The sequence below is a fragment of the Thermodesulfovibrio sp. 3462-1 genome (genome assembly GCF_040451425.1).
GTDB classification, from domain to species: domain Bacteria; phylum Nitrospirota; class Thermodesulfovibrionia; order Thermodesulfovibrionales; family Thermodesulfovibrionaceae; genus Thermodesulfovibrio; species Thermodesulfovibrio obliviosus.
The window spans coordinates 641,516-654,520 of the sequence record NZ_CP144374.1 but is presented as its reverse complement, the minus strand read 5'-3'; the positions used below and the strand labels follow the sequence as shown (position 1 = coordinate 654,520).

General features: G+C 31.6%; 13 protein-coding genes and 1 pseudogene. 10 read left to right on the top strand and 4 right to left on the bottom strand.

All coding sequences use genetic code 11. The features are described from left to right. Positions 1-10 precede the first annotated feature (10 nt). A complete protein-coding gene (locus V4D31_RS03295; RefSeq protein WP_353686820.1) occupies positions 11-178 on the bottom strand; it encodes a hypothetical protein in 168 nt (55 codons plus the stop codon). Between the two features lie 165 nt (positions 179-343). Here V4D31_RS03295 and V4D31_RS03290 point away from each other — a divergent pair, with 165 nt between their 5' ends. The 8 genes and pseudogenes from V4D31_RS03290 (at position 344) to V4D31_RS03255 (ending at position 6,866) form a co-directional block, all read left to right on the top strand. After that, positions 344-1,804, top strand: a complete 1,461-nt coding sequence (locus V4D31_RS03290; RefSeq protein WP_353686819.1) for an ATP-binding protein — start codon at positions 344-346, stop codon at positions 1,802-1,804. Position 1,805: 1 nt separating this feature from the next. Beyond that, the gene (locus tag V4D31_RS03285) at positions 1,806-3,149 is read left to right on the top strand and encodes a sigma-54 dependent transcriptional regulator (protein ID WP_353686818.1); all 1,344 of its coding nucleotides are present in this window, start codon (positions 1,806-1,808) and stop codon (positions 3,147-3,149) included. Between the two features lie 25 nt (positions 3,150-3,174). After that, on the top strand, positions 3,175-3,786 hold the full coding sequence (locus tag V4D31_RS03280; RefSeq protein ID WP_353686817.1) for a cache domain-containing protein: 612 nt from the start codon (positions 3,175-3,177) through the stop codon (positions 3,784-3,786). Further along, positions 3,776-4,879, top strand: coding sequence for an ATP-binding protein (locus V4D31_RS03275; protein ID WP_353686816.1), 1,104 nt, complete (start codon positions 3,776-3,778; stop codon positions 4,877-4,879). The genes V4D31_RS03280 and V4D31_RS03275 overlap by 11 nt, the downstream gene beginning before the upstream one ends. A 101-nt stretch (positions 4,880-4,980) precedes the next feature. Next, positions 4,981-5,253: pseudogene (locus V4D31_RS03270) on the top strand (response regulator); the annotation flags it as partial. Next, entirely contained in the window at positions 5,250-5,399 is a 150-nt protein-coding gene (locus tag V4D31_RS03265; RefSeq protein ID WP_353686815.1) for a hypothetical protein, read from the top strand. The pseudogene V4D31_RS03270 and the gene V4D31_RS03265, both read left to right, overlap by 4 nt. Positions 5,400-5,483: 84 nt before the next feature. After that, positions 5,484-6,428 (top strand): sulfite exporter TauE/SafE family protein, encoded by a 945-nt coding sequence (locus tag V4D31_RS03260; RefSeq protein ID WP_353686814.1) that lies wholly within the window; start codon positions 5,484-5,486, stop codon positions 6,426-6,428. 21 nt (positions 6,429-6,449) lie between these two features. Then, complete coding sequence (locus V4D31_RS03255) at positions 6,450-6,866, top strand: hypothetical protein (protein ID WP_353686813.1); 417 nt, start codon at positions 6,450-6,452, stop codon at positions 6,864-6,866. A gap of 12 nt (positions 6,867-6,878) precedes the next feature. On the opposite strand, the gene V4D31_RS03250 is transcribed toward V4D31_RS03255, so the two are convergent. The 3 genes from V4D31_RS03250 to V4D31_RS03240 all read right to left on the bottom strand — a co-directional run bounded on the left by V4D31_RS03250 (position 6,879) and on the right by V4D31_RS03240 (position 10,160). Next, entirely contained in the window at positions 6,879-7,814 is a 936-nt protein-coding gene (locus tag V4D31_RS03250) for a universal stress protein (protein WP_353686812.1), read from the bottom strand. A gap of 84 nt (positions 7,815-7,898) precedes the next feature. Continuing rightward, positions 7,899-9,623 (bottom strand): ArsB/NhaD family transporter, encoded by a 1,725-nt coding sequence (locus V4D31_RS03245; protein WP_353686811.1) that lies wholly within the window; start codon positions 9,621-9,623, stop codon positions 7,899-7,901. An 18-nt stretch (positions 9,624-9,641) separates the two neighbouring features. Next, on the bottom strand, positions 9,642-10,160 hold the full coding sequence (locus tag V4D31_RS03240) for a CBS domain-containing protein (protein ID WP_353686810.1): 519 nt from the start codon (positions 10,158-10,160) through the stop codon (positions 9,642-9,644). A 279-nt stretch (positions 10,161-10,439) separates the two neighbouring features. Here V4D31_RS03240 and V4D31_RS03235 point away from each other — a divergent pair, with 279 nt between their 5' ends. Together V4D31_RS03235 and V4D31_RS03230 are read left to right on the top strand one after the other, a co-directional pair. After that, entirely contained in the window at positions 10,440-12,509 is a 2,070-nt protein-coding gene (locus V4D31_RS03235) for a PEP/pyruvate-binding domain-containing protein (protein WP_353686809.1), read from the top strand. Further along, entirely contained in the window at positions 12,510-13,004 is a 495-nt protein-coding gene (locus tag V4D31_RS03230; RefSeq protein WP_353686808.1) for a hypothetical protein, read from the top strand. The last annotated feature ends 1 nt before the right edge of the window (position 13,005 follow it).

The window sequence follows — 13,005 nt, the reverse complement described above, 5'->3', positions numbered from 1 at the left end:
GCCCCTTTTACTAAGCTCTCATACTGGGTCTTATATGCTGCTGAGGCCTTACCCTGTCTTTTTTTCTATGGATATCTTGCTGTCTCAGAATTTCTCTGGCTGTATCAAACTCTCCTGCCTCAGCAAAACTAATAGCTACAAATAAATTTTCAAAAAGTTGTACAATTTTTTTAAACATTTTTTAAACCCCCTCTTTAAATTTTCTAATAAATAAATTAGCATTTTTTATGCCAGAAAGAATCTTCTTAAATTACCTAAGTTTTTACTATTAATAATTCTCATCAATTGTTTCAGAAATAAACTAATTGTTGCATTTTGCAATCTATATATTTTAAATTAAACTATGTTTCCTAAAAGCATTGCACAAAAAATAATGCTTTTTTACATTAGTGGAATCCTTGTTACTATCGGTTTATCAGTGGTTGTTCTATATGATATATGGCTAATCAAACAAAAAATAGAGGTGGAAGAGAGTATCTTTAATTTATTTGAAACAATTCAGGAAATAAGAAGAACAGAGAAGAATTTTTTTCTTTATAGAAATGAAACAGACTATCGTGACAACTTAGAGTACATTAAGACTGTTAAAAATTTTATCACTGATCAAAAATTTGAAGGATTAAAAATAGAAAAATCAATTAAAGAATTATCAAATACTCTGCAAATTTATGAATTACTAATGTTACAGTTAAAAGAAAAAATAAATTCTCCCTCGGTTCATAATCTTGAACAGTCAATAAGGGAAAAAGGTAAAATGCTTACCCATATTGCAGAAAATATTAAAACAACAGAACGTAGATTAATAAAAGACAGTCTGAATAACATCTTGAAATACAGTATTTTTTTGATAATCATATTTTTTGTCATCCCATTTATTTCTTTTGGTTTAGGTCTTACAAGATTAATTTCAAAACCATTGAAAGAGCTTGAAGATAAAATGAAAAAGATCGCAGAGGGTAAAATATATTCTATTGAAGTTAAATCTAATGATAAAGAAATTCTTTCACTTGTAGATACTTTTAATAAAGTTTTAAAAGAACTTGAATCAAAACAAAAACAGCTTATACAGGCTGAAAAACTGTCTTCTCTTGGAACACTGCTTTCTGGAATTGCCCATGAACTTAACAATCCTTTATCTAACATTTCAACATCATGTCAGATACTTATTGAAGAATTTGAAGAAGCAGATACTGAATATAAAAAAGAACTTCTTCATGCAATAGAATCTCAGACTGAGAGAGCTAAAAACATTATAAAAACAGTCCTTGATTTTTCAAGAAGAAAAGAACTGCAGAAGGAAAACATTTCTGCACAGAATTTAATTGAAGAAACGATTGTTTTAATTAAAGGTGAAATCCCAACAAAAATTAACTTAATTATTGATGTAGAAGAAAATCTTACAATATATGCGGATAAACAACGAATTCAGCAGGTTCTTTTGAATCTTATTAAAAACGCTATCCAGGCATCTGCACTACAAGGAGAAGTAAAAATCAGGGCTTACTCATACAGCCAGGAAGCTCTTGATAAATATCTGTTTCTTAAAAAAGAAGGAAAATGTGTAGGAGAAATTTCTCTTAATAAAGAGTTCGTTATCTTAGAGGTAAAAGACAATGGACCTGGCATTCCTCAAGAGAACATCTCAAAAATCTTTGAACCATTCTTCACTACTAAAGAAAACAAAGGTTCAGGATTAGGACTTTTTATAACTCAAGAATTAATCAAAGACCACGATGGCTGTATATGTGTGGACAGTACTCCTGGACAGGGAACAACATTTATAGTAATGCTTCCGAGACGATAAAATGACAAAAATTCTGGTAGTAGATGATGAAAAAATAACTTTAAAAAACCTGGAACATGTGCTGAAAAAAGAAGGTTATGAAGTGACAGCTACTCAGAGTGGTGTAGAAGCTTTAAAACTCATTGAAAAACAACCATTTGATATAATTTTAACTGATATAAAAATGGAAAAAGTTGATGGATTTGAAATATTAAGAAAGTGTAAAACTCTCTATCCAGATACGGAAGTAATAATGATAACAGGTTATGCTACAGTAGAAAACGCTGTTGAAGCAATGAAGGAAGGAGCATTTTACTATATTTCAAAACCTTTTAAATTGGAAATTATTCGCAAAATTGTCAAAGAAGCCTCTGAAAAAGTGAATCTTAAAAAAGAGGTTAAACAACTCAGAGAGCAACTTGATTTTCGTGAAAAAGTCAACATAATTACTCAAAACATTAAAATGCTCAAACTTTTAGAGATTGCTCGACAGATATCTCCAACAGATTGCAATGTTTTAATTACTGGTGAGTCTGGCACAGGAAAAGAACTCTTTGCAAGATATATTCACCTGAATTCTTTAAGAAAATCAGGCCCTTTTCTCGCTATAAACTGTGGAGCTTTTACTGAAGAACTCCTCAGTAATGAGCTTTTCGGACACGAAAAAGGAGCCTTTACAGGAGCTACAACCCTGAAAAAAGGATTAATTGAAATGGCCTCTTCAGGCACTTTATTTCTCGATGAAATAACAGAGATGTCTCCAACAATGCAGGCTAAATTTCTAAGAGTAATTCAGGAAAAAGAATTCTTAAGATTAGGAGGCACTCAGCCAATCAGTGTGGATGTAAGATTTATAGCAGCAACAAACAGGGATATTCGTGATGAGGTCAAAAAAGGAAAATTCAGAGAAGACCTTTATTACAGATTAAATGTAGTTAATCTGGAAATTCCACCATTAAGAGAAAGAAAAGATGATATTCCTTTACTGGTTGCATATTTTCTAAAAAAATATTCTTCAATTATGAAAAAAGAAGTTTTTAAAATTTCAGAAGAGGCATTAAATTTACTTATAAATTATGATTATCCCGGTAATATAAGAGAACTTGAAAATATCATTGAAAGAGCAGTTGTAATTTGCAATTCATCTCAAGTGGAAGTTGAACATCTTCCAGATGATCTTAAGGAATTAAAAATTCAGGTTTTTGTTAAAAAAGAAGGTAAATTCATGACTCTGGAAGAATTAGAAAAAGAATACATAAAATGGGTTTTAAAAGAAGTTGGCAATAAAACAGTAGCTGCTCAGATACTTGGCATTGACAGAGTATCTTTGTGGAGAAAGATGAAAAATTATGATTTAGAAGATTAATTAGGTTTGATATAATAAGATAAACATGTTTGTTCTAATAAAAAATTTTATTGCAAAACTCACATCAGATAGATACTTTTATCTTAAATGTAGACTGATCTTGTTAAACACTTTCTTCTCTGTAATACCACTCATTATTGTTATTACAATCACCTACTTTTTAATTCATAAAATAGTTCATGAGGAATTCAAAAATAATCTCAAATGGCAGATGGAAGAAACAAGACATTCTCTTGAGTTTTTTATCTCTGAACGAATTTCAGCTTTAAAATTTCTTGCTGTTTCTTATCCTGAGGAATATTTTCTGGATGAAAGAAATTTTTCTCAACTATTTTATAATTTAAAAAATGAATTTGAAGGTATTGTAGATATGGGAGTAATAGATGAAGAAGGAATTCAGATATTATATGCAGGTCCTTATAAACTTAAAGGAAAAGATTACTCTCAGACAGAATGGTTTAAAACAATGCTTTTAAAAACTGATTATGTAACAGATGTATTTCTTAGTTATAGAAAATTTCCCCATTTTTCTATTATTGTAAAAAAAGAATCAAGCCACCATAATAAATTCTGGCTTATTAGAGTATCAATAAATATAGATATTTTGCAGAAATTTGTTTCAAATCTTGAAATTTGACCCTCAGGATGATGCTTTTCTTATAAACAAAGAACGCGTTCTTCAGACCAATTCAAAACTGTTTGGTCAGGCTCTTGATCCTTTGCAATTAAATAATATTAAATTACAAACAGACAAAAAAGCTGTTACAATTTATGGTACTGAGTTCAATAAAAAGCAAGCTTATGTAGCCTATGTTCCTATTAAAAACACTCGATGGATGCTTGTAACAATAATATGTTCAAAGCCTTATGAAAAAATTCCGTCTTTCTTCACAAAAGAAGTAGCATTGATAAGTATCCTGAGCATTGTTATCACTTTTATTGTAATAACAAAATCAATAAGCACATTAATTAACAGGATACAGAAAGCAGACCATGAAAGAGAAATTGCTATTGCAAATGCTGAACACGCTGATAAACTTGCTTCAATTGGAAGACTCGCTGCTGGTGTAGCTCATGAAATTAACAATCCTCTTGCAATTATTAATGAAAAAGCAGGACTCATGAAAGACCTTATTGAATACAATGATTTATCTCAAAACAAAGATAAATTTCTTCAACTTGTAAGTTCAATTCAAGATAGCGTTGCAAGATGCAGAACAATAACTCATAGACTTTTAAGCTTTTCAAAAAGAATTGATACAGTAAGAGAAGATTTTGATATAAACGAAGCAATTAAAGAAGTGATAGGATTTATAGAAAAAGAAATTCAGATAAGAGGGATAAATATGATTTATGATTTACAAGAAAATTTACCCAAAATTACCTCAAATAAAGGGCAGCTTCAACAGGTTTTATTAAACATTATTAACAATGCAGTTGATGCTGTAGAGCAGGGTGGTAGGATCGAGATTAAAACCCAACAGATTGATACGAATCATATAGCTATATCAATTAAAGATAATGGGCATGGAATCCCTAAGGATAAATTGAAACATATCTTTGAACCATTTTATACTACTAAGAAAAAAGGGACAGGTCTGGGATTGTACATTTCTTATGGGATCATTAAAAAACTCGGAGGTGATATTCATGTTGAAAGCGAAGTTGGAAAAGGAACAATCTTTACAATAAAAATTCCCATCAATCCAGAACTGGAGGAAATTAAATGAAAAAAGCAAAATTATTAATAATTGATGATGAAACTGAATTCGTATCTACTTTAACTGAAAGACTTATTCTAAGATGATATGATGCTCATGGTGTTACAAATTTTGCTGAGGCAGTTAAATTTTTAACCGAATTTCCAGATGTTATTATATTGGATATTGGCCTACCAGATATAGATGGCTTGGAAGTTTTAAAAAAAATAAAAGAATTCAATCCTTCTATTCAATTAATAATGCTTTCAGGATATGGAGATGACGAAAAAATAAAGAAAAGCCTTAGTTACGGAGCATTTGATTATTTAATAAAACCTGTTGATATTGAAGAATTAGTTTCGAAGATTGAAACCGCGAGATTAAAAAAGGAGGAAATAGAATGATAGAAAAACCTATTGCCTTTATTGGAAAAATTATCTCAGACTTCACACACGAAATTAACAATCATCTTGCCTTAATAAAAGAATCCGCAGGATTGATTAGTGATATATGCAAAGGTAAAAAATCAATAAATGTAAAGCAATTATAAATTATTAAAGTATAAAAAATTATAATATCCTTTTTTGAGCTCATTTATGTAATAATTTATATATTTAAAAATTAGGAGGTTAGGATGAAAATAAGAGCTCTTGGTGTGGTTTTCCTTTTGCTATTTTCTCTTCTTTTTATTAACTGTGCTTATGCAGAATCAGCAACTCCTGCAGACAGTTCTATCCCCTGGTGGGTATGGCCTCTAATTTTATTTGTTGCAACCTTTATTCTTGGAGTGTTAGCTGTTTTAGGCGGTGTTGGTGGTGGCGTCTTATTTGTCCCGATTGTAGGAGGATTTTTCCCATTCAATATGGACTTTGTCAGAGGTGCTGGCTTGTTTGTAGCTCTTTCAGGAGCTCTTGCTGCAGGACCCGGGCTGCTAAAAAAAGGATTTGCTGACTTAAGATTAGCCATGCCTCTTGCATTAATAGCTTCTGCTTCATCTATTATTGGTGCAATGATAGGACTTGCTCTTCCATCAAACATTGTCAATATTGCCTTAGGAATCACAATATTAATGATTGTTGTAATTATGCTTCTTGCAAAAAAATCGGAATACCCTGAAGTAAAAAAAGCAGATGCACTTTCTCAAGCATTAAGAATAAGTGGAATTTATCACGAAATATCAACAGGAAAAGAAATTGAATGGAAGGTTCACAGAACTCCTCAGGCTCTTTTTCTTTTTGTAGCAATTGGAATAATGGCTGGTATGTTTGGTCTTGGTGCTGGGTGGGCAAATGTTCCTGTGCTGAATCTTTTAATGGGAGCGCCACTTAAAGTATCTGTTGCAACAAGTAAATTTCTTCTTTCAATAACAGATACTTCAGCTGCATGGATTTATCTTAACAATGGTGCAGTTTTACCAATGATTGTTGTGCCAAGTATCATTGGGATAATGCTTGGATCTGTTGTTGGAGTAAGAATTCTCGCTGTTGCAAAGCCTAAAATCGTCAGATACATTGTTATTGGTATGTTACTTTTTGCTGGATTAAGAGCTCTTCTTAAAGGGCTTGGAATATGGAAATAAGTAAAAAAAGGAGGTAAAGTCATGACTGTTGACAAAAATGTAAAAGAAGAACAGATTGTCTATGCAAAATGGCTTGATTGGGGAATGAAAATTGGTTTGATTTTACTTATTCTTACATTCATTATTTATATAACTGGAATACTATCTCCGCAAATTCCAATTTCTGAATTACCAAAATACTGGAAAATGAAAGCTTATGAGTATTTGCTCTCTGCAGGATTGCATCCTGGATGGGCATGGTTAAAGCTTATAATAAAAAGTGATTTTTTAAATTTTGTTCCAATTGCAATTTTAGGTGGTATAACAATTTTATGTTATATAAGAATTTTACCAATTTTTCTGAAAAAGAAAGATATTGTCTATTTTATATTTTCAATAATTGAATGCTTTATATTAATTCTTGCTGCAAGCGGAATTCTACATATAGGAGGACATTAAAAACAGCAGAATTTATTGATTTATTATTGCCACTGTTGGCTCAAAACATTTATTTATAACTGCTGAACTTACACCGCCAAAAACAAGGTCTCGCAGGGCTGAGCGTCCCTTTCTTCCCATGATTATCAGACTATATCCACCCTCTTCAATCTCCTTTAAAATCTCAACAGCAGGCAATCCTACTCTGATTTTTGTTATGACTAACTTTTCATCAGATATATTCTCATCAATAAATCTCTTTTTTGCCTTATTGAGTATCTCCTCTGCTTCTGCTTCAGGGTCTATTCCCTGTTTTACTCTTTCAAAATAAAAAGAAATATTTATCACCCTTAAAATTGTGATGTTTTCTATCCCTTTTATTGTTTTTGCGAGACCCACTGAGTGTTCCAATGCTTTCATCGAATACTCAGAACCATCAACAGGAACTAAAATTCGGCAGAGAGGGCTTTGTTCTGAAATTTTCTCTCCCACAATATAAATATTTTGATTTAACAAACCGTGAATAACTTTATTTGAAACACTTCCAAGTAAAAAACCCCTAACTTCTGACATACCTCTACGGGCAAGCATTACTGTTTGAAAGCCTTCGTTAGTGACAATTTCAATTATCTTATTCCCTGGATCACCTTCTTCAATTCTCTTGATTATTCTGGCTTTTACTCCTGCAGTTTTCAGAATACTCTCATACTCATTCAAAAAAGGCACAATATTGTTTTCAATATGTTTAGCTTTAATCTTTTTAAAAATCTCTGACTCCTTTATTAGCTCTGCTCTAAAATCAATGTTTTTCATGCGTTCACTCAAGTATCCACCAGTCATTACATAAAGAATTGTAATATCTGCACTTTCAATGTTTGAAATGACTGCGGCAGCAAATTTTATAGCTCTATTTGAATTATCACTTCTGTCAACAGGCAGTAAAACCCTTTCAAATGGACAGCTTATCATATTTTAGACCTCCTTATAAAAAATTCCCCGGAGCATCAAACCCCTTAGAATAACAGGTAAATTCTCATCTTATTAAACAGCCTTTTAGTAAAAAAGCAATAGCCACAAATTACTAATACCTACGCTTATTATCATATATAAAAAAGCATATTTAAAAAAACCAAAAAAGCTTATCCTATATCCAGCAGCTTCTGCAATTCCCATTGTTACAACATTGGCACTGGCACCAATCATTGTTCCATTTCCGCCAAAACATGCACCAAGTGCAACTGCCCACCAAAGAACATTGTTTTCTGCGCCCGGGATAATCTTGCTTAGATAGGCAACAATAGGAAGCATAGTTGCAGTAAATGGAATGTTGTCAACAAAAGCACTCATTATTGCAGAAACCCACAAAATCAAGCATATGGCAACAGTAAGATTTCCTGCTGAAAGCTGATGAATCCAATCTGCAACTGTAGCAAGAAGCCCTACTTCCTCAACTGCACCAACAATTATAAAAAGAAAGATAAAAAATAAAAGCGTGCTCCACTCAATATCTTTTTCAATAAGTTCAAGCATTTTCACTTTTTTTGTAACAACAGCATATGTGAAAAGAAGTCCTGCACCAAAAAGTGCTGGAATGCTTACTTGCATATGGCATATCCCATGGGTTGCAAAAAAAGCCATAACAATTGCCATTATAAAAGCTCCATAAGTAAGAAGATTTTTGTCAGTGATCTTGTATTCTTCTCTAAGATGGCTAATAAAACCATTGACATCTTCAACTCTACCCTTTTTGTATTCCTTTGAGTAGAAAAATTTGTTGTATAAAACAAGAGCAAGCAAAGCTGCAATACACACAGGAGTGAAAGCATAGACAAACTGCATAAAAGTAAGCCCTGCATATGAGCCAATCATTATGTTTGGTGGGTCACCGATAAGGGTTGCTGTTCCACCAACATTTGATGCCATAATACCGGGAATAAGTAAAGATAAAGGATTAATTTTTAAAGCAATTGCTATCTCTATTAAAACAGGTGTGTAAAGAAGCATTGCTGTCACATTGTCAAGAAATGCAGAAGTCGCTGCAATAAAAAAGCATGAAATTACTGCAAGAATCATTATATTTCCTTTTGCAATTTTATAGGACATGTAAGCACACCACTGAAAAACTCCTGTGTGTTTCAAAACTCCAATAATTATCATCATTCCCATAAGAAGAAATACAACATTCATATCAATTGCCTGAATTGCCCTTTCAAAGGAGATTATATGAAACTCTGGATTCAAGGTGCCAAGTGTATAGGTAATTATAAGCATTGTTGCCGCACCAATCATGGCAGCCACTGTTCTATGAAGAAGTTCAAAAGAAATCAAAGCATAGACAATTAAAAATATTGCAGTTGCAATCCAAAAAGCAGGTCCAATATGACGCTGAATAATTATATCCTTGCTTATATAAAACTCGTTTCCTTTAACTGCAAAATCATCTTTTTTGAAGTCAATGATTGTTTTATTAAATGAGCTTTTTACAATTTCAATCTGAATTTTTGCTGTATCAATTGCATCTTTTGGAAGTTGAAATTTTATCTGGAATGTTGCATGTGAAGATGTAGTAGTTTTATCAATTTCTTTATGGTCTGTAATTATCTTATGTGGCTGCCCATTTACGAGAAGACGGATTTCAGCTTCCTTTACAGGCTCTTTATGGGAATCAAGAATTGTCCCTGAAATATAAAATATATCCACATCTTTTTGAGTTTCTACAGCCAATGCAGAATTATTTAAAATAAAAACCATCACTATTAAAATAAATAGCTTCTTCATTAAGTAGCCTGCTCCTTGCTATTTAACAATTTCTTCTGAAATTGCATCAAATACCTCAACCATTCTTACAATGCCAATAAGCTTTCGGTTGTCTTCAATGACTGGTAATAAAGGCAAATCATAATAAATTAACAAATAAGCAGCTTTTGTAACAGGATCACTGGGATCAACAAAATGTTTCGCTGGAACCATTATTTCACTTACAGGTTTCTGAGCAAGCTTTTTTGATTCCTCTTTAAAAAGGCTGTCCCAGACATTTGTAAGTTCTGTTTGTTCCTTCTGTGGAACTTCTATTTTTGAATGTGACTTAACACATACAGGTTCAAGCCCCTTTAAAATATCCTTAAGTGTAACAATTCCCAAAAGATTATACTTTTCATCAAATACTAATACAGCAAGGGGATTCATATGCTTTTGAGGCTGAATGAAAGAAGCCTTAACAACTTTAATGGTCTGTTCAATACTGAACCAGTAAGGTATATGAGGATATTCAAATATTTCAAGCATTACATCTTTTACTAATTTTGTATGGGACATACCATACCTCCTTGAGTTTTATAATACTTTTAGCTGTAAAGCTATAAATAACTTGTTACCATCTCTCACAGTTGCTCTAATTACATTAAACATTTTAAATGATTCATCTTCAACTGGAATCTGCATTCCTGCTGTCCATTACCCGCTTTCAATTTTTTCTTTAAAAGCTTAAATAATTGAAGGTAAAGCTTTTCATGTCTACTTCTATTAATTAATTCAACCATTTTTTAATGTAGCATAATTTTAAATTAATTTTGAAATCATTTATAATTAAGATAAATGAATTTTTTTGGTTTTTTTAAACATAAAAAGAAAAAAATTGAAGAAAGGGAAAAGTTGAAACAACTTTTAAAGGAAAAATACTTATACTTTCAAAATATTCTCAATGAAAATAATCATGCTTTAAGTATAATGGCAGATCTTGAAGAAAAACTCTCTGGTGAATATATTTTTGATATACATTACATTCAAAGTAATGTGGAAGCTGTATCAAAAGCAGTCTTAGAAATAATAAAAAATTTAAATACTCTTTCTGATGGGAAGTATTCTGAATTAGAGAAAATTTATGCCCAAATTAAAGAAAAAATAGAAAAAATCTTAACTTCAAAAATAGAAATTCCTAAAACTGATTTCACTTTACCCATTGAATCACTTGATCAAAACTCTGTATTAATTGCAGGTGGCAAAATCGCTCATCTTGCAGAACTTAAAAATATTCTCCAGATACCTACTCCAGGGGGATTTTCTATTACATCATACGCATTTATGCAATTTCTTGAGAAAGCTCAGTTAAAAAAGCAAATCTCTGAAATCCTAAACAATATTGAAATTAATAAAATTGATGAACTTAATGCAGCAAGTAAAAAAATTCAAGAATTAATTTTAAATTCAGAAATTCCTCGAGAAATTGAAGATTCAATAAAATTAGCCTATGAAAATTTATGTAAAAAACTTAACAAAAAATGTATGGTCTCTATTAGAAGTAGCGCAATTCATGAGGACTCTGACTTTAGCTTTGCAGGACAGTACTCTTCCTTTTTAAATGTGCCTGAAGAATTAATACTTCAGAGTTACAAAAAAGTTGTTGCAAGTCTTTTTAATCCAAGAGCGATTTTTTATTACAAAACAAAAGGATTTTTCGAAACAGAAATGGTTATGGCAGTAGGAGTTCTCTCTATGGTAAATGCCAAAGCTGCAGGCGTTATTTATTCAAAAAATCCAAATAATCCTGAAAGCGACCATATAATAATAAATGCAGTTAAAGGACTTGGCAAATTAGTTGTTGATGGAACAGTAATACCAGAAACCTATATAGTAAGCAGAAGTGGTGAAATTATAGAAAAAATTCCAGGAAAGCAAAACAAAATGCTTATTTGTAAAGAACACGGAGACATAGAGGAAATTCCTTTGCCTGGCAGTATTTCACAAATTTCCTTAAGTGATGAACAAATTCTGGAACTGTCAAAATTTGCAATAAAAATTGAAGAATATTATAAATGCCCTCAAGATATTGAATGGGCAATTGATGAACAAGACAATATCTTTATTCTTCAAGCAAGACCACTTAAAATAAGTCCTTTAAAGTTAGTTGAACAAAAACTCTTTAAAGAAAAAAAAGTATTACCAACTCCAGTAGAAGGCTATAGAGTTCTTCTTAATAAAGGTATTACTGCTTGTAAAGGAGTAGGATATGGGAAAGCTTTTATTCTGACAAATGAAGAGCAACTTAATGATTTTCCTGAAGGACATATCCTTGTGGCAAGACATACAAATCCAAAATATGTGATTGTTATGAACAAAGCATCAGCAATTGTTACTGATGTCGGAAGTCCAACAGGTCATATGGCATCTCTTTCAAGAGAATATAACGTGCCAACATTAATTAATACTGAGATTGCAACAAAAATAATAAAACATGGGCAGGAAATCACAGTAGATGCTACAAACTGTTTAATTTATGAAGGAAAAGTTGAAAAACTCATTGAATTTTTTAAAGAACAAAAACAACCATTTAAAGAAACATTGATTTATAAAACTCTTGAAAAAGTCCTAAAATTTATTGTACCTCTTTATCTTGTTGATCCTACAAGTGAAGATTTCAAACCTGAAAATTGTAAGACTTTCCATGACATTACAAGATTCTGCCATGAAATGGTTATGCATGAAATGTTTACAATGTGGAATCAATATGAAGAAAGTGAGGTTCATGCTGTCCCACTTATAGCTGATATTCCTATCGGAGTTTTAGTGCTTGACATTGAAGGAGGATTAAAAGAAGGAATAAAAAAGGCTACTCCAAATGATATATATTCAATCCCCTTAAAAGCCATCCTAAAAGGAATGCGCTAAATGCAATGGCCAGGACCTCCTCCTGTAGATGCAAAAGGATTTCTTGAGATGGTTGCTCATACAGTTTCCATCCCTGAAGATGAATTAAAAGAGACAGGTAAAAAAAGTTTTTGCATTGTTACAAAAAATTATATGAACTTCAGCATTCGTCTTGGCTATCACTTTTCAATGATTGAGGCTTACGCAGGAGAAAATATAAACGATAATTATATTAAATTTTTCTTTAAAGGTGGAGGTTCAGGCATTGACAGAAGACTAAGAAGAGTAAAATTGATAACTGAAATCCTTAAAAAAATGGGTTTTAGAGTTTCTACAAAAGAAGATTTTATAGACGCCATATTAACAAAATACGATATACCAACAATTGAAAGAAAACTTGAAATACTTGGAAAATTAACAGCTTACACAAAACAGCTTGATATGGTACTATTCAATGACATAGTTACTCAGATGTATATAGATGAATTTATAAAAAAACACATGCAGGATGAATAAG

Coding starts and splice junctions, on each gene's coding strand:
- V4D31_RS03295 (WP_353686820.1), bottom strand. CDS start 178: ATGTTTAAAAAAATTGTACAACTTTTTGAAAATTTATTTGTAGCTATT.
- V4D31_RS03290 (WP_353686819.1), top strand. CDS start 344: ATGTTTCCTAAAAGCATTGCACAAAAAATAATGCTTTTTTACATTAGT.
- V4D31_RS03285 (WP_353686818.1), top strand. CDS start 1,806: ATGACAAAAATTCTGGTAGTAGATGATGAAAAAATAACTTTAAAAAAC.
- V4D31_RS03280 (WP_353686817.1), top strand. CDS start 3,175: ATGTTTGTTCTAATAAAAAATTTTATTGCAAAACTCACATCAGATAGA.
- V4D31_RS03265 (WP_353686815.1), top strand. CDS start 5,250: ATGATAGAAAAACCTATTGCCTTTATTGGAAAAATTATCTCAGACTTC.
- V4D31_RS03260 (WP_353686814.1), top strand. CDS start 5,484: ATGAAAATAAGAGCTCTTGGTGTGGTTTTCCTTTTGCTATTTTCTCTT.
- V4D31_RS03255 (WP_353686813.1), top strand. CDS start 6,450: ATGACTGTTGACAAAAATGTAAAAGAAGAACAGATTGTCTATGCAAAA.
- V4D31_RS03250 (WP_353686812.1), bottom strand. CDS start 7,814: ATGATAAGCTGTCCATTTGAAAGGGTTTTACTGCCTGTTGACAGAAGT.
- V4D31_RS03245 (WP_353686811.1), bottom strand. CDS start 9,623: ATGAAGAAGCTATTTATTTTAATAGTGATGGTTTTTATTTTAAATAAT.
- V4D31_RS03240 (WP_353686810.1), bottom strand. CDS start 10,160: ATGTCCCATACAAAATTAGTAAAAGATGTAATGCTTGAAATATTTGAA.
- V4D31_RS03235 (WP_353686809.1), top strand. CDS start 10,440: ATGAATTTTTTTGGTTTTTTTAAACATAAAAAGAAAAAAATTGAAGAA.
- V4D31_RS03230 (WP_353686808.1), top strand. CDS start 12,510: ATGCAATGGCCAGGACCTCCTCCTGTAGATGCAAAAGGATTTCTTGAG.